This is a genomic window from Pseudomonas poae (genome assembly GCA_028869255.1).
Classification (GTDB): Bacteria; Pseudomonadota; Gammaproteobacteria; order Pseudomonadales; family Pseudomonadaceae; genus Aquipseudomonas; species Aquipseudomonas poae_C.
Genome location: CP110972.1, coordinates 2,597,192 through 2,616,292, shown reverse-complemented (window position 1 = coordinate 2,616,292; position 19,101 = coordinate 2,597,192). Strand labels below are relative to the sequence as shown.

At 62.0% G+C, this 19,101-nt stretch carries 13 protein-coding genes and 2 pseudogenes; 10 read left to right on the top strand and 5 right to left on the bottom strand.

Annotated features, from left to right (window positions below; translation table 11 throughout):
- Positions 1–262: 262 nt before the first annotated feature.
- The 7 genes from LRS56_12015 to LRS56_11985 all read left to right on the top strand — a co-directional run bounded on the left by LRS56_12015 (position 263) and on the right by LRS56_11985 (position 7,658).
- Positions 263–1,210 (top strand): AraC family transcriptional regulator, encoded by a 948-nt coding sequence (locus LRS56_12015; GenBank protein WDU65110.1) that lies wholly within the window; start codon positions 263–265, stop codon positions 1,208–1,210.
- Positions 1,211–1,317: 107 nt separating this feature from the next.
- Positions 1,318–2,694 (top strand): Rieske 2Fe-2S domain-containing protein, encoded by a 1,377-nt coding sequence (locus LRS56_12010; protein WDU65109.1) that lies wholly within the window; start codon positions 1,318–1,320, stop codon positions 2,692–2,694.
- Complete coding sequence (gene benB / locus LRS56_12005) at positions 2,691–3,179, top strand: benzoate 1,2-dioxygenase small subunit (protein ID WDU65108.1); 489 nt, start codon at positions 2,691–2,693, stop codon at positions 3,177–3,179. Before LRS56_12010 ends, benB begins: the two co-directional genes overlap by 4 nt.
- A 10-nt stretch (positions 3,180–3,189) precedes the next feature.
- Positions 3,190–4,212: a benzoate 1,2-dioxygenase electron transfer component BenC gene (gene benC / locus LRS56_12000; GenBank protein ID WDU65107.1), complete on the top strand. Its 1,023-nt coding sequence runs from the start codon at positions 3,190–3,192 to the stop codon at positions 4,210–4,212.
- A 10-nt stretch (positions 4,213–4,222) separates the two neighbouring features.
- Positions 4,223–4,984 (top strand): 1,6-dihydroxycyclohexa-2,4-diene-1-carboxylate dehydrogenase, encoded by a 762-nt coding sequence (locus LRS56_11995; GenBank protein WDU65106.1) that lies wholly within the window; start codon positions 4,223–4,225, stop codon positions 4,982–4,984.
- A gap of 52 nt (positions 4,985–5,036) precedes the next feature.
- On the top strand, positions 5,037–6,371 hold the full coding sequence (locus LRS56_11990) for an MFS transporter (GenBank protein ID WDU65105.1): 1,335 nt from the start codon (positions 5,037–5,039) through the stop codon (positions 6,369–6,371).
- Between the two features lie 39 nt (positions 6,372–6,410).
- Positions 6,411–7,658 carry an OprD family porin gene (locus LRS56_11985; protein ID WDU65104.1) on the top strand — a complete coding sequence of 416 codons (1,248 nt, stop codon included), beginning with the start codon at positions 6,411–6,413 and terminating at the stop codon, positions 7,656–7,658.
- On the opposite strand, the gene LRS56_11980 is transcribed toward LRS56_11985, so the two are convergent.
- Both LRS56_11980 and LRS56_11975 read right to left on the bottom strand, forming a co-directional pair.
- On the bottom strand, positions 7,655–7,879 hold the full coding sequence (locus LRS56_11980; protein ID WDU65103.1) for a DUF2790 domain-containing protein: 225 nt from the start codon (positions 7,877–7,879) through the stop codon (positions 7,655–7,657). The genes LRS56_11985 and LRS56_11980 overlap by 4 nt on opposite strands.
- A gap of 150 nt (positions 7,880–8,029) precedes the next feature.
- Positions 8,030–8,953: a LysR family transcriptional regulator gene (locus tag LRS56_11975; protein ID WDU65102.1), complete on the bottom strand. Its 924-nt coding sequence runs from the start codon at positions 8,951–8,953 to the stop codon at positions 8,030–8,032.
- Positions 8,954–9,090: 137 nt separating this feature from the next.
- Here LRS56_11975 and LRS56_11970 point away from each other — a divergent pair, with 137 nt between their 5' ends.
- Together LRS56_11970 and LRS56_11965 are read left to right on the top strand one after the other, a co-directional pair.
- The gene (locus LRS56_11970; protein WDU65101.1) at positions 9,091–10,146 is read left to right on the top strand and encodes a tartrate dehydrogenase; all 1,056 of its coding nucleotides are present in this window, start codon (positions 9,091–9,093) and stop codon (positions 10,144–10,146) included.
- A 90-nt stretch (positions 10,147–10,236) separates the two neighbouring features.
- A pseudogene (locus LRS56_11965) lies at positions 10,237–11,564 on the top strand (dicarboxylate/amino acid:cation symporter).
- A gap of 54 nt (positions 11,565–11,618) precedes the next feature.
- Here the strand turns inward: LRS56_11965 and LRS56_11960 are convergent.
- Positions 11,619–13,865, bottom strand: a complete 2,247-nt coding sequence (locus LRS56_11960; GenBank protein ID WDU65100.1) for a tetratricopeptide repeat protein — start codon at positions 13,863–13,865, stop codon at positions 11,619–11,621.
- A gap of 195 nt (positions 13,866–14,060) precedes the next feature.
- On the opposite strand from LRS56_11960, the gene LRS56_11955 reads away from it, so the two are divergent.
- Positions 14,061–14,729, top strand: a complete 669-nt coding sequence (locus LRS56_11955) for a DUF3313 domain-containing protein (protein ID WDU65099.1) — start codon at positions 14,061–14,063, stop codon at positions 14,727–14,729.
- A gap of 44 nt (positions 14,730–14,773) precedes the next feature.
- Here LRS56_11955 and LRS56_11950 read toward each other — a convergent pair.
- Together LRS56_11950 and LRS56_11945 are read right to left on the bottom strand one after the other, a co-directional pair.
- Positions 14,774–17,265, bottom strand: a pseudogene (locus LRS56_11950) (fused MFS/spermidine synthase).
- 174 nt (positions 17,266–17,439) lie between these two features.
- Entirely contained in the window at positions 17,440–19,026 is a 1,587-nt protein-coding gene (locus LRS56_11945; protein ID WDU65098.1) for an arylsulfatase, read from the bottom strand.
- Positions 19,027–19,101: the final 75 nt, after the last annotated feature.

Genomic DNA, 19,101 nt, shown 5'->3' with positions numbered 1-19,101 from the left:
CCCTCAGGTCAAGGCGGCACAGTTTCCGGCACTGGTAACGGCCGAAGGTCAACATCGGCACTTCAAGCCTTGTGCGCGGCAGATCAGTCACCTTTCAAGCGGCCCGCAACCGTCCGACGCTGACCTGGAACGTGGCCGCAACACAGCCAACGATACCTCCAGGGTATCCATTCAGACCTTATCCATATTGGACGCCCCATACCCCAGGCGTCAGCCTACGCCCAATGAATTAAGCCCCAATAACTATAAAAGAGGCGCAACCATGACCGTGCTATTGAGTGAGCGCAGCCAGATATTCCAGCGTGCCGATGCCTACGCGGTATCGGACTACGTCAACCAGCATGTGGGCAGCCACTGTATCCGCCTGCCGCCAAAAGGTCGGCCGCAGGCGAGCATCAGCCATCGCACCTTCTCCAGCCTGGACTTGTGCCGCATCAGCTACGGCGCGCCGGTACGGGTCACGTCGGTGGCGCTGCAAACCATCTATCACTTGCAGATCCTGCTGACCGGCCATTGCCGTTCCAATTCACGCGGTGTGGAGCATGTGTTCGGGCCGGGGGAGATCCTGCTGATCAACCCGGATGACCCGGTTGACCTGACCTATTCCGCCGACTGCGAAAAATTCATCATCAAGTTACCGGTGCGCCTGCTGGAAAACGCCTGCCTTGAGCAGCATTGGAGCCTGCCGCCGGCGGGCATCCGTTTTGCGACGGCACGCCATGCGCTCAGCGAAATGGATGGTTTCCTGCAATTACTGGGGCTGATCTGCCATGAGGCGGAAAACGCCGCCGAGCCGCAAATGCAGGGCCTGTATGAGCGCATCGTGGCGAACAAGCTGCTGGCACTGCTGGCCAACAACGTGTTGCGGGTGATCCCCCAGCCGGCTCAAGGCGGCGGCTTTGAGGCGGTGCGCGAGTTTATCGAGCAGCACCTGGCCGAGGACATCAGCGTCGAACAACTGATGGCGGTCGCCAAGGTCAGCGAGCGCTCGCTGTATAGCCTGTTTGAGCGCCAGGTCGGCGTGTCTCCGCGTGACTACGTGCGTCGACGCAAACTCGAACGGGTGCACGCACGCCTGCAACTGAGCACTGCGCGCAGCGTGACCGAGGTGGCGCTGGACCATGGCTTCATGCACCTGGGGCGCTTCAGCGAGGCCTATCGCAAACGCTTCGGCGAGCTGCCGTCGCAGACCTGGAAGCGCCATCGCTAAGCGCCCTGCGCCAGGCGGATAGTGATGTGCAGAAAGCGGATATTGGGGAGCCGGTAAAACACCTACGGTGAGGGTGCCTGATACAAGAACAACGGAGGGCCTGCCCCATGATCAGCACACTCGACCGCCTCGCCAACCAATTGCGCGAGTCCGTTCAGGAAGATCCCGCTACCGGGGTTTTCCGTTGCCGCCGCGACATCTTCACCGACCCCGCGCTGTTCGCCCTGGAAATGCAGCATATCTTCGAGGGCGGTTGGCTGTACCTGGCCCACGAGAGCCAGGTGCCCGAGGTCAACGACTACTTCACCACCTGGATCGGCCGCCAGCCCGTGGTCATCACCCGTGACAAACAGGGCAGCCTGCATGGGCTGGTCAACGCCTGCGCGCACCGCGGCGCCATGCTGTGCCGGCGCAAACAGGGCAACAAAGGCTCGTTTACCTGCCCGTTTCACGGCTGGACATTCAGCAACGCCGGCAAGCTGCTCAAGGTCAAGGATGCAAAGACCGGGGCTTATCCGGACAGCTTCGACTGCGACGGTTCCCATGACCTCACACGCCTGGCGCGCTTTGAAAACTACCGTGGCTTCCTGTTCGGCAGCCTCGGTGAAGACGTGCCGGAACTCAGCGATTACCTGGGAGAAACCCGCGTGATCATCGACCAGATGGTTGACCAGGCACCGCTGGGTCTGGAGGTGCTGCGCGGCAGCTCATCGTATGTGTACGACGGCAACTGGAAGTTGCAGATCGAGAACGGCGCCGACGGCTACCACGTCAGCTCCGTGCACTGGAACTACTCGGCGACCATGGGCCGGCGCAATTACGCGGCGGAAGGCACGCGTACCGTCGACGCCAATGGCTGGTCGAAAAGCCTGGGTGGCGTCTATGCCTTCGATCACGGGCATATCCTGCTGTGGACGCGCCTGCTCAACCCCGAAGTACGCCCGGTGCACGCACACCGCGCCGAGCTGGCCGAACGCCTGGGCCAGGCGCGTGCCGACTTTATCGTCGACCAGACCCGCAACCTGTGCCTCTACCCCAATGTGTACCTGATGGACCAGTTTTCCACGCAGATCCGTGTGGTGCGGCCGATTGCGGTCGACAAGACCGAAGTGACGATCTACTGCATGGCGCCTATCGGCGAAAGCGCCCAGGAGCGGGCGACGCGCATCCGCCAGTACGAGGATTTTTTCAACGTCAGCGGCATGGGCACCCCGGATGACCTGGAAGAGTTCCGCGCTTGCCAGACCGGTTACCAGGGCGCGAGCAGCTTGTGGAATGACCTTAGCCATGGCGCCAAACAGTGGGTCGATGGGCCCGACGAGAACGCCCTGGCGATGGGCATGCACCCGCAACTCAGCGGGGTTAAAACCGAAGACGAAGGCTTGTTTGTGCGCCAGCATGCGCACTGGGCCCAGAGCCTGCAGCGGGCGATCCAGCGCGAACAACAAGGGCTGATCGCCAGCGACCGCGAGGTGCAGCCATGAGCCTGCCCCGTGACCGCCTGCTGGACTTTCTCTACCGCGAGGCGCGCCTGCTGGACGACCGCCAATGGGATGAATGGCTGGCGTGCTACTCGCCCAAGGTGGAGTTCTGGATGCCCGCCTGGGACGACCACGACACCCTCACCGAAGACCCGCAAAGCGAAATCTCGCTGATCTACTACCCCAGCCGTGACGGCCTGGAAGACCGCATCTTCCGGATCAAGACCGAGCGCTCCAGCGCCAGTACGCCCGAGCCGCGCACCGTGCACATGCTCACCAACCTCGAAGTGCTGGCCGACGACGGCGCGCAAGTGGAGTTGCGGTTCAACTGGCAGACCCTCAGCCATCGCTACAAGACCACGGACAGCTATTTCGGCACCTCTTTCTACCGCCTTGATACCCGCGCCGAACAGCCGCTGATCACGCGCAAGAAAGTCGTGTTGAAAAACGACTACATCCACCAGGTCATCGACATCTACCACATCTGAGGACACCGCCATGCGCTATGCCATTGCCCTGAACTTCGAGGATGGGGTGACCCGTTTCATCGACTGCAAGGTCGGTGAAAAGGTCCTCGATGCCGCCTTCCGCCAACGCATCAACCTGCCCATGGACTGCTCGGACGGCGTGTGCGGCACCTGCAAATGCCGCTGCGAAACCGGCGCTTATGACCTGGGTGACGACTATATCGAAGACGCCCTCAGCCAGGACGAAGCCCAGGAGCGCCAGGTGCTGACCTGCCAGATGGTGCCGCAGTCCGATTGCGTGATTGCCGTGCCGCTGCCTTCCAGCGCCTGCAAGACCGGCACCGCGCAGTTTGCCGCGAGGCTTACGAGCATTGTCCGGCATGCCGATGCCGCGCTGGAGGTGAGTTTCGAGCTGGATCAGGCGCCGGTGTTTCTGCCTGGCCAGTACGTGAACATCGGCGTGCCCGACAGCGGGCAGACGCGCTCGTATTCGTTCAGCAGCCGCCCTGGTGACCGCCGTGCGAGCTTTCTGATCAAGCACGTGCCCGGCGGTTTGATGAGCGGCTGGCTGGAGCGCGCCCACCCGGGCGACAGCGTGTCGATGAGCGGGCCTTTGGGCAGTTTCTACCTGCGTGAAGTCGCACGGCCGCTGTTGTTGCTGGCCGGCGGCACCGGCCTGGCGCCGTTTCTGTCGATGCTTGAGGTGCTCGCGCAGCGTGGTGAAAGCCGCCCGATCACGCTGATCTACGGCGTGACGCGGGATCAGGACCTGGTGTTGGTCGAGGCGCTGCAGGCGTTCACTGCGCGCTTGCCCGGGTTGAGCCTGGTGACCTGCGTGGCCGACCCGCACACCGTCCACCCGCGCCAGGGCTATGTGACCCAGCACATGCCCGATCAGGCGCTCAACGGCGGCGAGGTCGACGTGTACCTGTGCGGCCCGCCGCCGATGGTCGACGCGGTGCGCCAGCACTTCAAGCAGCAAGGCGTGACCCCGGCCAGTTTCCATTACGAGAAGTTCACCCCTAACGCCATCGCCAGCAGCGATGCGGCCTGAGGAGATGCCCATGCACCCACGTTTTCACAACAAGGTCGCGCTGGTCACCGGCGCGGCGCAGGGCATCGGCCGGCGGGTCGCCGAACGTTTGCTGGAGGAGGGCGCCTGGCTCGTCGCGGTCGATCGTTCGGAGCTTGTGCATGAATTGCAGCACGAACGGGCGCTGATTCTCACCGCTGACCTGGAACAGCACGCCGAGTGTGCGCGGCTGATGGCTGCGGCCCGGGCGCGGTTCGGGCGCATCGATATTCTGGTCAACAACGTCGGCGGCACTATTTGGGCCAAGCCCTTCGAGCACTACGCCGAAGGGGAGATCGAAGCCGAAGTGCGCCGTTCGTTGTTTCCGACGCTGTGGTGCTGCCATTGCGTAGTGCCCTACATGCTGGAGCAGGGGAGCGGCGCCATCGTCAATGTGTCCTCGGTGGCCACACGCGGGGTCAACCGCGTGCCCTATGGCGCGGCCAAGGGCGGGGTAAATGCCCTGACCGCCTGCCTGGCGCTGGAAACCGCCGGCAGCGGCATCCGCGTCAACGCTACCGCGCCCGGCGGCACCGAGGCACCGCCGCGCCGTATCCCGCGCAACAGCCAGCCGCAGAGCGAGCAGGAGCGGGTCTGGTACCAGCAGATCGTCGACCAGACCCTCGACAGCAGCCCGATGAAGCGCTACGGCAGCATCGACGAACAGGCCGGCGCGATTCTGTTCCTGGCCTCTGACGAAGCCTCCTACATCACCGGCGTGACCTTGCCGGTAGGAGGTGGAGACCTCGGCTGACCCGCTGTACCTGCAGACACTGACTCACAACAACAATAAAGAGAGCACTGCCATGCGTACCCATGATGTTCATTCAATTATTGATAATGCGCCGTTCAACCGCTTTCACTGGCTGGTCGTGAGCCTGTGCGCCTTGCTGTTGATCTTTGACGGTTATGACTTGTTTATCTACGGCGTGGTACTGCCGTCGATCATGCGCGAGTGGGGGCTGACCCCCTTGCAGGCCGGGGCCCTGGGCAGCTATGCGCTGTTTGGCATGATGTTCGGCGCGTTGATCTTCGGCACCCTGGCCGACCGCTTTGGGCGCAAGAAGGGCATCGTGGTGTGCTTCGCGCTGTTCAGTATCGCCACGGTGGTCAACGGCTTTGCCAGTAGCCCCACCGAGTTCGGCATTTGCCGGTTTTTCGCCGGGCTTGGCTGTGGCGGGTTGATGCCCAACGCAGCCGCGCTGATCAACGAATATGCACCGAAGAAGTTTCGCAGCACCTTGATGGCCTTCATGTTCAGCGGCTATTCGCTGGGCGGCATGTTCGCCGCGTGTGTGGGGATTTTCATGCTGCCGGCCTATGGCTGGCAGTCGATGTTTTTTGTCGCGGTGATCCCGCTGCTGCTGTTGCCGTTGATTGTGTACAAGCTGCCCGAGTCCATCGGCTTTCTGATCCGTCAGGGCCGGCATGACCAGGCACGGGCGCTGCTCAATCGCCTGTCGCCGCACACCGCGATCCAGGCCGATGACGAACTGCTGGTCACCGACAGCAAAAGCAAGGGCGCCTCAGTGGTGGAGCTGTTCCGCCATGGCCTGGCCGTGCGCACGGCAATGATCTGGACCGCGTTTTTCTGCTGCTTGCTGATGGTCTACGCCTTGAGTTCGTGGCTGCCCAAACTGATGGCGGGCGCCGGTTACAGCCTGGGGTCGAGCCTGTCGTTCCTGATTGCGCTGAACCTGGGTGGCATGGCCGGGGCGATTGTCGGCGGGCGCTTGGGCGACCGGCTGAACCTGACCACCGTGACCATCTGTTTCTTTGTCGCCGGGGTGGTGTCGATCAGCCTGTTGGGCATCAACAGCCCGATGCCGGTGCTGTACCTGCTGATCTTTATCGCGGGCGCTACCACCATCGGCACGCAAATCCTGCTGTATGCCGGGGCGGCGCAGCTGTATGGCCTGTCAATCCGCGCTACCGGCCTGGGCTGGGCCTCCGGCATCGGGCGCAATGGCGCGATTGTCGGTCCGCTCTTGGGCGGCGCGCTGATGGCGATTGAACTGCCCCTGCAACTGAATTTCATGGCCTTTGCGATTCCCGGCGCTATTGCGGCGCTGGCCATGACCCTGTTCGCCCTGAATGAACGGCGCACCCGTGTGGTTTTGCCGACCGCCCAGGCGCTATGACCTGCCAGACCGTCGATAACAATAACTAAGAGCAACGACATGAACACACCACGTATCTGGCTGACCCTGTTGGGTGTGCCCCTTGCGGCGACGGCTGACGAGGGCGATTTTTTCAAGGATTCCACGGCCACCTTGCAGGCTCGCAACTATTACTTCAGCCGTGATTTCTCGGATATCGTCGGCGCCAATAAGCAATCCCGGGCCGAGGAATGGGGCCAGGGGTTTATCCTGACCTACAAATCCGGCTACACCCAAGGCCCCGTGGGCTTTGGCCTGGATGCGCTGGGCACCCTGGGCCTCAAGCTCGACAGCAGCCCGGACCGGACCAATAGCGGTTTACTGCCGGTCAACGACGATGGCCGTGCCGCCGATGAGTACAGCCGCCTGGGCCTGACCTTCAAGACCCGGGTGTCCAAAACCGAGCTTAAACTCGGTGAGTTGCAGCCCAACCTGCCGGTGCTGGCCTTCAGCGACATCCGCTTGCTGCCGCCGAGTTACCAGGGGGTGAGTATCAGTTCCGGCGAGATCGCCGGCCTCACGCTGCAGGCCGGGCACTTGACCAGCACCCGCCTGCGCAATGAGGCCGGTGACGGGAAAATGCTCGCCATGCTCGGCCATGTGCCGCAGCGCGGGGCCGAAAGTGACGCGTTCAACTACGTCGGCGGCGACTATGCCTTCAACCGCAATCGCACCAGCGTCAGCCTCTGGCGGGGCCAGCTCAAGGACATCTATGCCCAGCATTTTATTGGCCTCAAGCACAGCCAGCCGGTCGGGGCCTGGGTGCTGGGCGCCAACCTGGGCTATTACGCCGCACGGGAGGATGGCGACAAACTGCTCGGCAACATCGATAACCAGGCGTTTTTTTCGTTGCTGTCGGCCAAGCGCGGCGGCCACACCTTCTACGTCGGTTATCAGGCGATGTACGGCGACAGCGCCTTCCCGCGGGTATTTGCCAACATCACGCCGCTGGGCAACGAGGTGCCCACCTATGAGTTCGCCTACACCGACGAGCGCTCCTGGCAGGCGCGCTACGACTACGACTTTGCCGCGCTGGGCATCCCGGGGCTGACGACCACCGTGCGCTATATCACCGGCGACAACGTGACCACCGGGGCCGGCTATGAGGGCAGGGACCGCGAGCGCGACCTCGATATCGGTTATGCCGTGCAAAAAGGCGTATTCAGCGGCCTGGGTATTCGCTTGCGCAATGTGATGGCGCGCTCCAACTACCGCAGCGACATCGATGAGAACCGGCTGATCCTCAGCTACACCTGGAAACTGCTTTAAACCCCGCCCTGGCAGGTGCCCATCACCGTATAAGTGACGGTGTGGCTGACGCCCTGGCTGTCGAGATACACCAGGGTCGCCGGCTCCACCTGGCAACTGCCCGGTACCGGAGTGGTGGAAACCACGTGCTGGATATCCAGCGCCGGGCGGTTATTGCTGCCGGCGGCGAAAGCGCCGGTGGCGGTGAAGAGCAGGATAAGGCTGAGAATTCGGATGTTCATGCGCTGGCCCTCTGTGCAGTAGGCGCAAGTGTAGTGGCTGCCACGCGGGATTAAAGCCTCGAATCGGTAAATCACTTATACGTATCACGTAGCAATCAAGGTGCATCTACACAACAGTATGCGGGTGTCTGCGTGCGCACCTGGCTGCGGTTAGCGCAGACCTGCTTGTGCTTCATCCAGATGATCGATCTGCTTGAAACGCTCGACCAGAAAATCAATCAGGCTGCGCACACGCGCTGACAGGTGCAACTGTTGCGGATACACCGCATACACATCTGCGCGGGTAGGGCTCTGGTCCTCCAGCACCAACCGCAAGCGGCCGCTGCGTACGTAACGGGCGATGTCCCATTCGGCGCGAAGGAGTATGCCGTAACCTTCCAACGCCCAGTTCAGGGCCACTTCGCCGTCGTTGCAGCCCAGGGCTCCGCGTACTTTGATGTTTTGGGTACGACCGCCGTGGGTGAAGCTCCACACCCCATAGGGCGTTTCGTTCTGGCGCAGGAAGATGCAGTTGTGTTGCTGTAAATCCGCCAGGCGCTGGGGCACGCCGTGCTTTTCCAGATACAAGGGCGAGGCGCATAACAGGCGACGATTGGAGGCGATCTTGCGCGCATGAAAGGCCGCGTCCGGCAGCGTGCCGAAACGAATCCCCAGGTCAAAGCCATGGGTGGTCAGGTCGAGTGGGTGGTCGGTGATTTCCAGCTGTATTTCCACCTCCGGGTACTGCGCGAAGAATGCGCCCAGCGCCGGGCCGATGTAGCGCCGCCCGAACCCGAGCGAGGCATTGACCCGAATCAGCCCTTTGGGGGTCGCCCGACTGCTGCCGAGCAACTGCTCGACCTCATCGATCTGCGTCAGGATGCGCGCAGCATGCGAGAAATACACTTCACCTTCCGAGGTCAGGCTCATCGAGCGCGTGGTGCGGTTGACCAGGCGTATGCCCAGGCGTGCTTCCAGCGCGGTCAGGCGTTTGCTCACCGCCGGCGGTGTCACACCCAGTTCTCGCGCCGTCGCGGCGAGGCTGCCTTTGTTGGCCAGCAGGTAGAAAAAAGACAAATCCAGGGTCTGGCTCATTCGTAACTCACATTCATCTATGTAGTGATTTTGAGTAACTCACGCTTATTTGTTCACTACATATACTCCGTTCACACCCTGCTTGAACATCCCGTTCAACAGGCACAACAAGAACGTGATGACAGTGGAGTTTATTGATGAGCGCCTACAAAATTGCTGCAGTTCCTGGTGACGGTATCGGTGTTGAAGTGATCGCCGCAGGTGTCGAGGTGCTGCAAGCCTTGTCGAAAAAGTCCGGTTTCGAACTGGATTTCAAACACTTCGACTGGAACTCGGACAACTACCTGAAAAATGGTTATTACATCCCGGAAGGTGGTCTGGAAGAGCTGAAAACCTTCGACGCGATTTTCTTCGGTGCTGTCGGTGCACTCAACGTACCGGATCACATTTCGCTGTGGGGCCTGCGCCTGCCGATCTGCCAAGGCTTCGACCAGTACGCCAACGTACGCCCGGCTCGCGTGCTGCCTGGGGTCAAAAGCCCGCTGCTCAACGGTGATCAGATTGACTGGGTGGTGGTGCGTGAAAACTCCGAAGGCGAGTACTCCGGCAACGGTGGTCGCGTGCACCGGGGCTTGCCGGAAGAAGTCGCCACCGAAGTGTCGGTGTTCACCCGCGCCGGGGTCGAGCGCATCCACCGCTTCGCCTTCGAACTGGCACAAAGCCGCCCACGTAAACACCTGACTATGGTCACCAAGTCCAACGCCCAGCGGCACGGCATGGTGCTGTGGGACGAGATTTTCTACGAAGTTGCCAAGGACTTCCCGGATGTGAAGATCGACAAGGAACTGGTCGACGCCGTGACCACGCGCATGGTGCTCAAGCCCTCGACGCTGGACGTGATAGTCGCCACCAACCTGCACGCCGACATCCTGTCCGATCTGGCCGCCGCGCTGTCGGGCAGCCTGGGCATCGCGCCGACCGCCAACCTGAATCCGTCGCGCCGCTTCCCTTCGATGTTCGAGCCGATCCACGGCTCGGCCTTCGACATCACGGGCAAGGGTGTGGCTAACCCGATCGCGACCTTCTGGACTGCGGCGATGATGCTCGAGCACCTCGGCGAACCCGTTGCGGCCAAGCAGTTGATGTCGGCCATTGAAGCCGTCACTGAAAGTGGCCTGCACACCCCGGATCTGGGCGGCAACGCCACCACGCGGCAGATCACCGACGCTGTGATTGCCCTGATCAACCGCTGATATTTTCCACTGCGGCACAACGCCAAGGGGCAGGCCAGCGGCCTGACTCCTTGGTATTTCCTGACAACAATAAAAAATCAGGGCCCTGTCATGAAAAGAATATTTGGCAAACTCTACGTACAAGTGCTCATCGCGGTAATTCTCGGCGCCCTCGTCGGGGTACTCGTGCCCGACACCGGTGCTGCGCTCAAACCCCTGGGTGACGCGTTCATCAAACTGATCAAAATGCTCCTGGCTCCGGTGATCTTCCTGACCGTGGTCACAGGTATCGCGAAGATGGAAAACATGAAAGAGCTCGGTCGCGTCGGGTTTCGCGCACTGATCTATTTCGAAGTAGTGTCCACGCTGGCCCTGGTGGTGGGGCTGGTGGTGGTCGATGTGTTCAAGCCCGGCACCGGCATGAACATCGATGTTGCCACGCTCGATACGTCAAGCCTGGCCACCTATACCTCGGCGGTCAAACACGCATCGTTCATGGATTTCGTCATGAACATCATCCCCGACACCATCATTGACGCCTTCGCCAAGGGCAATGTGCTGCAGATCCTGCTGTTTTCGATCTTGCTCGGCGTCGCGCTGGCGTATGTGGGGCCACGCGGGAAAGTCTTCGTCGACACGCTGGACAGCCTGATGCAGGGCATGTTCCGCATCGTCAATATGGTCATGCGCCTGGCGCCTATCGGTGCATTCGGCGCCATTGCCTTCACCATCGGCAAGTACGGCTTCGGCTCGTTGTTCTCGCTCGGCAAACTGATGGCCTGCGTGTACCTGACCTGTGCCGTGTTCGTGATTTTTGTACTGGGCCCGATTTGCCGCTACAGTGGTTTCAGCCTGTGGAAGTTCCTCAAGTTCATCAAGGAAGAGTTGTTCACCGTGCTCGGCACCAGCTCTTCGGAATCGGTGCTGCCACAGATGATTTCCAAGATGGAAAGGGCCGGTGTGTCCAAGCCTGTGGCCGGCATGATCATCCCTCGGGTTTGACCTTCAACCCGGATGGCCAGGCGATTTACTACACCATCGCGGCGATCTTCATCGCACAGGCCACCAACACACCCTTGACCCTGACGGATCAGTTGATTGTGCTGGCGGTGTTGATGTTCACCTCCAAAGGCTCGGCGGGTGTCACGGGCTCGGGGTTCATCATCCTGGCGGCGACGTTATCGTCCCTTGGCACCATTCCCGTTGCCGGTATGGTGCTGCTGCTGGGCGTTGATCGCTTCATGTCCGAAGCACGTGCGATCACCAATACCATCGGCAACGGCGTCGGCACCATGGCCATCGCCAAATGGGTCGGGGCGCTGGACAGCGTGAAGATGCACAAAGCCCTGAATGGCGACCCCGAAGACAAGCCGTCCGAGACCGTTCAGGCAGGTCGCGGCGCGGTGGCCATCAGCCCCTTGAGTGCAACGAGAGCATAGGCGCGATCAGCCGGGATACGTGACTTTTGCCGTCCACGTATCCCGTTGCCCGGGTCACTTCAACGCCGGATCTGAAGGGTTAAGCTGCTTCCAGGCCTGCATCACCCGCTGCGCCTTGGGCTCTTTGCCGTTCTCCAGGTAATACTGAATCAGCGACAGCCGCGCATTGCGGTTATATGGCTGCAACGCGAGCAGTTTTTCCAGTTGCTCGCAGGCCGGGTCCACCTGCCCGCTATCGTGCAACGCAACGGCCAGCACATAGGTGTATTGCGGATTCGCCGGCTCCAGCCGCGCTGCTTCGCGCAGATGTGGCAGCGCGTTGGCGGTATCCCCGGCCCGAATCAGCATCAGCCCTTGTGTGTGCTGCAACAGCGCGGCCTGCGGGTGTTGCTTGAGGTGGTCGGCAATCAGCGTGCGTGCCTCCTGGGACCGGCCATTCGCCTCCAGCCATTGCGCCAGGGTCACCAGCGCCGGGAAGAAATCCGGATCTCGCAGCAACGCACTACGCAGCTGGGCTTCAACCTTGTCGCCCCGACCTCTGGCCTGATACAGCATCGCCAGATTGAGATTGGCTTCGGCCCGCTCCAGCAAGCTCAACTGCACCTTTTCGTAGTCCATGATCGCTTTGTCCCAGGCCGGCCCAAGGCCCTGTCCCGACGCGCTCAACAGGTCGCGTGCGGCGACGATCCGCACCGCCAGCACCGGGTCGCTGAGCAGCGGTCCATACAGCGCCACCCGCTCAGCTGGTGGCAGAAACGCGCTGGTCGCCCGCACCGCGCTCTCACGCACTTGCGGCGCCGGGTTGCCGAGGTCCCGGGTTGCCAGTTTCAACGCCTGTTCACTCGGGTAATTGGGCAGTTCGGCGAGCAACGTTGCGCGCTGGATCGCCGGCAGGTTGTTGCGCGCCAGCTGGTCATACAGCGCTTGCGCCGCGCCAGGCTGACCGCCACGGATCAGCGCCATGCTCTCGGCGTAGCGCGGCGCATGCTCGGCTTCTGTGCTGTTCCAGAGTGTGAACTGCTCGCTGACCTTATCGCCGGGTCGGGGAATGCTGAAACTATGGTCATGCCGAAAGTCATTGCCCATGTAGAACTTGCCCGGCATATGGCAATCGACGCAGAACGAACCCGGCTCACCCACCGCGTGGCGGGTGTGTTCGGGCGCGTCATATTGCTTGGCCTGCAACCCGCGACCGTCCACCGTGGCCACGGCGGTTTTGCCCGCCGGGTTGTGGCATTGCAGGCACACGCCATTGCCCGGCGCCTTGAGTTCGGCGCTGTGGGGGTTATGGCAGTCGCTGCAGCGCACGCCCTTGTCGGCCATTTTGCTTTGGGCGAACGAGCCGTGTTCGAACACCTCATCCTTGATCTTGCCGTCCAGCGTATACAGTTCGCGGGTCAGGACGCTGGGCAGGTAGTCGTCCATCAGGCGTTTGCCGACGGTGAAGCCATCCCCCAGCGGAGCACGGCGGGCATGGCAGCGGGCGCAGGTTTCGAGCTCGACGGTGGCGTCCTTGTCTTTCAGGTCCACGGCAAACCCTGCGTGCAGCAAGTCAGCTTTTTTCGCCGCCCACGCCACATGGTTCGACGCCGGGCCATGGCACGCCTGGCAACCGACGCCCAGGCTGTTCCACTGGCTGTCGAAGGTGTTCTTGGCGGCATCGAAATTGCGCTGGTAGCCGGTGGTGTGGCATTCCACGCACATGAAGTTGGCGTTCTGGCTGGGCTTGCTCCAGTGCAGCGGGTTCTTGAAGTTCACGCCCTGGCCGGGGTAGAGGTGAAACCAGCGGTTTTTCTGCGTATCCCAGGCCACACCCAAGGCCTGCAAGCGCCCGTCACCGACCTCGATCAGGTACTGCTGCAACGGAGCGATGCCGAAGGTATAGGCGACCTTGAAGTCTGCGGCCTTGCCGTCGGCGCCGGGTGTGTTGACCCAGAACTCATCGCCCCGACGCGAGAACCGAGTGGTCTCGCCTTCGCTGCTGAACGACACATCGTTGAAGTCCGCCGGTACTGTTTCAGGCGTGGCGGCCTGCATCGCCAGTTGGTGATGCGAGCCTTGCCAGTCCTTGACCTGGGCCTGGTGACAGCCCTGGCATTGCTGCTCATCAACCATGTTTGCAGGGGGCACGACCGCCACCGGCTTGACCACCGGCGCCGGCAGCGGCAGCTTGGGGGTGCTGGCCTGGAGGAACAACCAGATCCCCGCCATGCCCAGCAGCAACAGGGCGATCACGATGGGGTACAGGTAACGGCTGGATGAATCACGGCGAGGTACGGCTTTATTCTCAGGCTTGGGCATTACGACTTCCGATGTCCGATGCATTGACGCTCTCATGGCGCGCTTAAGCTTCGTGCAGCTTTGACGTTGGGGGCATGCCTGTCAAATAGGCGCTGTGAAATTCACCACAACCCGCAACGCCAGTCGGGCTATTTTCCCAGAGTTGGCTATACCTACAGCTCAGTGTTCCTTCGATGACAGCCAGGGAGTTCGACGATGAAACTAGGACTAATGATCGGCACGGTGTGCATCGCCTCAATCGGGGTGGTGGGGTGTTCCAGCAACGTTACACAACCAGACGAGTATTCCGGGTTTCTCTCCGACTACAGCCAGTTGAAGGAAGCCAAATCACCCTCAGGCGCAGAAGTCATGCGCTGGGTGGACCCCAACCTGAACCTGAGCCGCTATAACGCGGTGTACATCGAGCCCACCCAGTTCTACCCCAAGCCGCAAGCCACCACCAAGATCCCCGAAAGTACCTTGCAGGGCATCAACAGCTACTACAACCAGGCGCTCAAGCGCGAACTGGAAAAATCCCTGCCACTGGCCAACGCGCCTGGCCCGGGCGTGATCGTGGTGCGGGCGGCGATCACGGCGGTCAGCAGCAAGACCGAAAGCCTCAAGCCGTATGAGTACATTCCCGTCGCTTTGGTGGCCGCAGCGGTCAGCACCGGCACCGGGATTCGAGACCAGGAAACCACCCTGGGCACCGAAGCCCAATTTATCGATGGCTCCAGCGGCAAGGTGATCGCCCAGGTCGTGCGCAAAGGCACCGGCAAGCCGTTGGCCAACGAGTCCCAGGTGATGAAAGCCGATGACGTGAAAAGCGTGATCGACGGCTGGGCGTCGGACCTGCATCAGTCGTATCTGAAGTTCAAACGCTGATGCGCCGTGCCCGGGGTTCGCGCCCCGGGCCGGATAAACCCGGACTACTGGCCGATAAACCAGCGGTAATACGGGTTGGCGCTGTCTTGCTGCAACACCGCCTGGATGTCCCGCCCCAGGCGGCGCGGTCGCCGTCGTAGGCGTGCAGGCTGGCGCGATAGAACTGCATCAGGCGTTGCTGCTCGCTGGCCAGCGTGCGTGCAAATGCCGGGTCCGCATTCAGCACCGGCGCCGGCACGCGCAGATCCAGCAACGCCGGCAGAACCCGGGTGATCTCTTTGCTGCGTACCCATGGCGCATATTCGATGCGCGGTTGGTCGTCGGTGACCGGCAATGCGCTGCCGGCAAAACGCTCCAGGCCCTGGCGATCGGTGACCCAGGTGGCGAGCAGGGTGGCGGCCGAATCGATGCCCACATCCCCCAGGGCACTGCTGACGGTGGGTTGTTCGAAGCGCTGGCGAATCCGTGTGGCGTCCAGTTCGATGGGCTCCAGGGAGCCCACCAGCAGCATTTCGTGGAACTCGCTGGTCCACAGCGTCGCGTAGGGGAACACGTCGAGAAAGCTGCGCACCAGCGACTGTGAGTCCTCGATGTTTTGCGTCGGCAGCGGCAGCCACTGGGCCAGCAGACCATTTTTTTGCAAACGCCGGGCGGCCAACTGGTAGAAATCGCGGGAATACAGGTTGACCACCCCGGCCGCCGAGGGTGGCGGTGGTTCGAGGGTGATCAAGTCGTAGGCCTGCGGGTTGCGCAACAGTTCCTGGCGACCGTCGCGCAGGCGCACATCCACGCCCGGGTCGTCAGCCGCATTGAAGTTGCCCTTGAACAATGGCGCGGCCTTGATCACCGATGGCAGCAACTCGGCGACCACCCGGTGTTCCAGCCCTGGATAGCGCAGCAAGGCCCCGGCGGTAATCCCGGTGCCGAAGCCGATCACCAGCGCCGAACGCGGTTCGCCGTTGTGAATCAGCAGCGGCAGCAGTGCCTGGATCCGCATATAGCGCAGGGACGGCATGGCGTCGCCGGTATTCGACACGCCCTGGATGTACAGGCGCTGAAAGCTGCGGGCGCCCTGGCCCTGGGTGACCACGGCGACGGTGGCGCCACGCCCTTCCTGATAAAACGCCAGGCTGGCATTGCGTGCGCCGGGCAGCAGCTTGGCCAGGCGGTCCACGGGAGTCAGCAGCGCCACCGCCAGTGCCAGCGCACCGAGGGCGACCACCGCCTGGCGTCGGCCTTTCTTCACCCCGTGGCCACGGCGCACAGCCAGGTAACCGACTGTACCTGCAATCACCGCCAGCAAGCCGAGGGTACGCACCAGGCCGAGCCACGGAATCAGCACAAAACCGCACAGCATCACCCCGACAATCCCGCCCAGCGTATTGAACGCCACCACCGCACCGACATCCCGGCCCACCTGCTGACTGCCCACGCTCAAGCGCAAGGCCAGCGGAAATGCCGCGCCGAGCAACAGGGTCGGCACAAACACAATGCACAGCGCCGCCGCCGCAAAGCGCGCGCTCATGCCGGGCAGTTCGGCGCCGCCCAGGCTGAGCACCAAGGCTTCGGCCTGGGTTTGCAGGAACACCAGCCAGCGGCCCAGCAAGGCGATTTCCAGCAGGGCCACCAACCCGGCACCGGCGATCAGCAGGCCGAACACGCCCCATGGATCACGGATGCGTTCCACCCGGCGCGCCATCAACTGGCTGCCGATAAACAGCCCGGCCAGGTAGGTGCCGAGTACCACGGCGAACGCATAGGTGCGGGTACTCATGAATTGCACAATGGATTGCGACCACACCACCTCGTAACCCAAGGCCACGCCACCGGCGATGGCGTACAGCACCAGGGCCAGGCGCGCCGGTTTGGCAGGGTGGGTATGGGTTGAGGGCGTGGGCGTGTGATGCCGCACATACAACAGCGCGCCGACGGCGGCCAGCAGGTTGAGCAGCGCCGCCACCAGGGCACTGCCGCGCACGCCAAACGTGGCGATCAGCACAAAGGCGGTGAGCAAGGTGCCGACAATCGCCCCGGCGGTGTTGGCCGCGTACAAGCGGCCGCCAGCCTGGCCCAGGGCCTTGGGGTCAATGTCCAGCGAACGCACCAGCACCGGCAAGGTGCCGCCCATCAGCAGCGCCGGGAGGCCCACCAGCACAAACGGCAGGGCCCAGGCCAGCAGGCCGATGTGTTGCGCCAGCCAGGCAAACGGGCTGGCGGCCATACTCAGGGCGACAGTGGCGCCGACACCGAGCACGGCGACCAGAATTTCGAGGATCGCGTACAACAACAGTGGTCGCGCCAGGCGATCCGCCCAGCGTCCGAACAGCAAGCCACCCAACGCCAGCCCGGCAAAAAAGGCGCTGATGCCGGTGGTGATGGCGTACACCTCCACACCCACGACCAGCGATAGCTGCTTGATCCACAACACCTGGTACACCAGCGCGGCCATGCCGGAGATGAACAGCAGCACGGCGGGAATCAGGGTGGTGGAGGCGTTAGCCAGTGCGGCGGGTTTGCTGGCGGTGCGTGACAACATTGCCTATAGCCTTGTTCAAAGGAAACACATCTTGAAAACCTGCACAGAACCCATGTGGGAGCGGGCTTGCCCGCGAAGGTGGTGTGTCATTCAGCGCATGCATTGACTGATCCACCGCCTTCGCGAGCAAGCCCGCTCCCACACAAGCTTGCTCCTTTTTTTTGGGCAGCGCTTTTATTGCGCCGGGTTAGCCTTCATTTTTTCTTCAATCTTCTTGTCCACGGCTGCGCGGATCTGGTCGATGCTGAAGCTGGCCGGTTTCTGGCTCGGCGGGTACTCGATAAAGGTCTCGAGGAACTTCGCCGATTTGGTCACCGCCACTGCACCCAGGTAGACGTTTTTGGTGCTCCAGTCGTAGTACTGGTCAGACACCACATCCGCCCGCTCATACGGGTCCATCCTCAAGTTGAAGATCTTCGGCACCCGCAGTTGCACGAAGGGTTCGCTCCACACCCGGAAACCACCCGGCTGGCGCTGTTCGGCGAACACCACTTTCCAGTTGTCGAAACGTACGGCCACCAGCGCGCCATCGTCGTTGAAGTAGAAGAACTCGTGACGTGCGCCTTTGGGTTGCTGGCCGGTCAGGTACGGCAGTTGGTTGTAACCGTCCAGGTGCACCTTGAAGCTGCTGCCGCCGGTTGTGGGGGCCCAGCCCTTGAGCAGCTTGTCTTTCACCTCCGCGTCACCGGCGGCGGCCAGCAGGGTAGGGAACCAGTCCATGCCCGAGACCATTTCGTTGGAGACTTCGCCGGGCTTGATCTTGCCTGGCCACCGGATGATCGCCGGCACCCGGTAGGCGCCTTCCCAGTTGGAGTCTTTCTCGTTGCGAAACGGCGTGGTCGCCGCGTCCGGCCACGAGAACTGGTTCGGCCCGTTGTCGGTGGTGTAGACCACGATGGTGTTGTCGGCGATTTTCAGGTCGTCGAGGGTTTGCAGGAGTTTGCCCACATCGCCGTCGTGCTCCAGCATGCCGTCGGCGTATTCGTTGCCGGGCATGCCGCTCTGGCCCTTCATCGAGTCACGTACATGGGTGAACACGTGCATGCGCGTGGTGTTCATCCACACGAAGAACGGCTTGTTGGCCTCGGCCTGTTTCTTGATGAACGCCTGGGCAGCGGCGGTGGTTTCGTCGTCGATGGTTTCCATGCGCTTGGCGGTCAGGGCGCCGGTGTCTTCGATCTTGCCGTCGGCAAAGCTGTGGATCACACCGCGTGGGGTGTTGGCCTTGACGAACTCGGCATCATCCTTGGGCCAGTAGGGGCGCTCCGGCTCTTCTTCGGCGTTGAGGTGGTACAGGTTGCCGAAGAACTCATCGAAACCGTGGTTGGTAGGCAGGTATTCATCCTTGTCCCCCAGGTGGTTCTTGCCGAATTGTCCGGTGGAATAGCCCAGCCCTTTAAGCGCCTGGGCGATGGTGATATCGCGCTTTTGCAAACCCACCGGCGCACCGGGGATACCCACCTTGGACAAGCCAGTGCGCAACGGCGTCTGGCCGGTGATAAAGGATGAGCGCCCGGCGGTGCAGCTGTTCTCCGCGTAGTAGTCGGTGAACATCATGCCTTCTTTGGCGATACGGTCGATATTCGGGGTTTTGTAGCCCACCACACCCATGGAGTAGGCGCTGATATTGGTTTGCCCAATGTCGTCGCCGAATATCACCAGGATATTCGGCTTGTCGGCGGCCCAGGCAGATGCCGAGACCCCCATCACCGATACCGCCACCAGGGCGAGTTTCGGCAGCCACTTGCGTATGCGAGTCATATGACTTGCTCCTTTCTCGGCTTGAGTCGCATTGCCTGCGACCAACGTTTATTACAGTCCATCGCGACGTCTTTT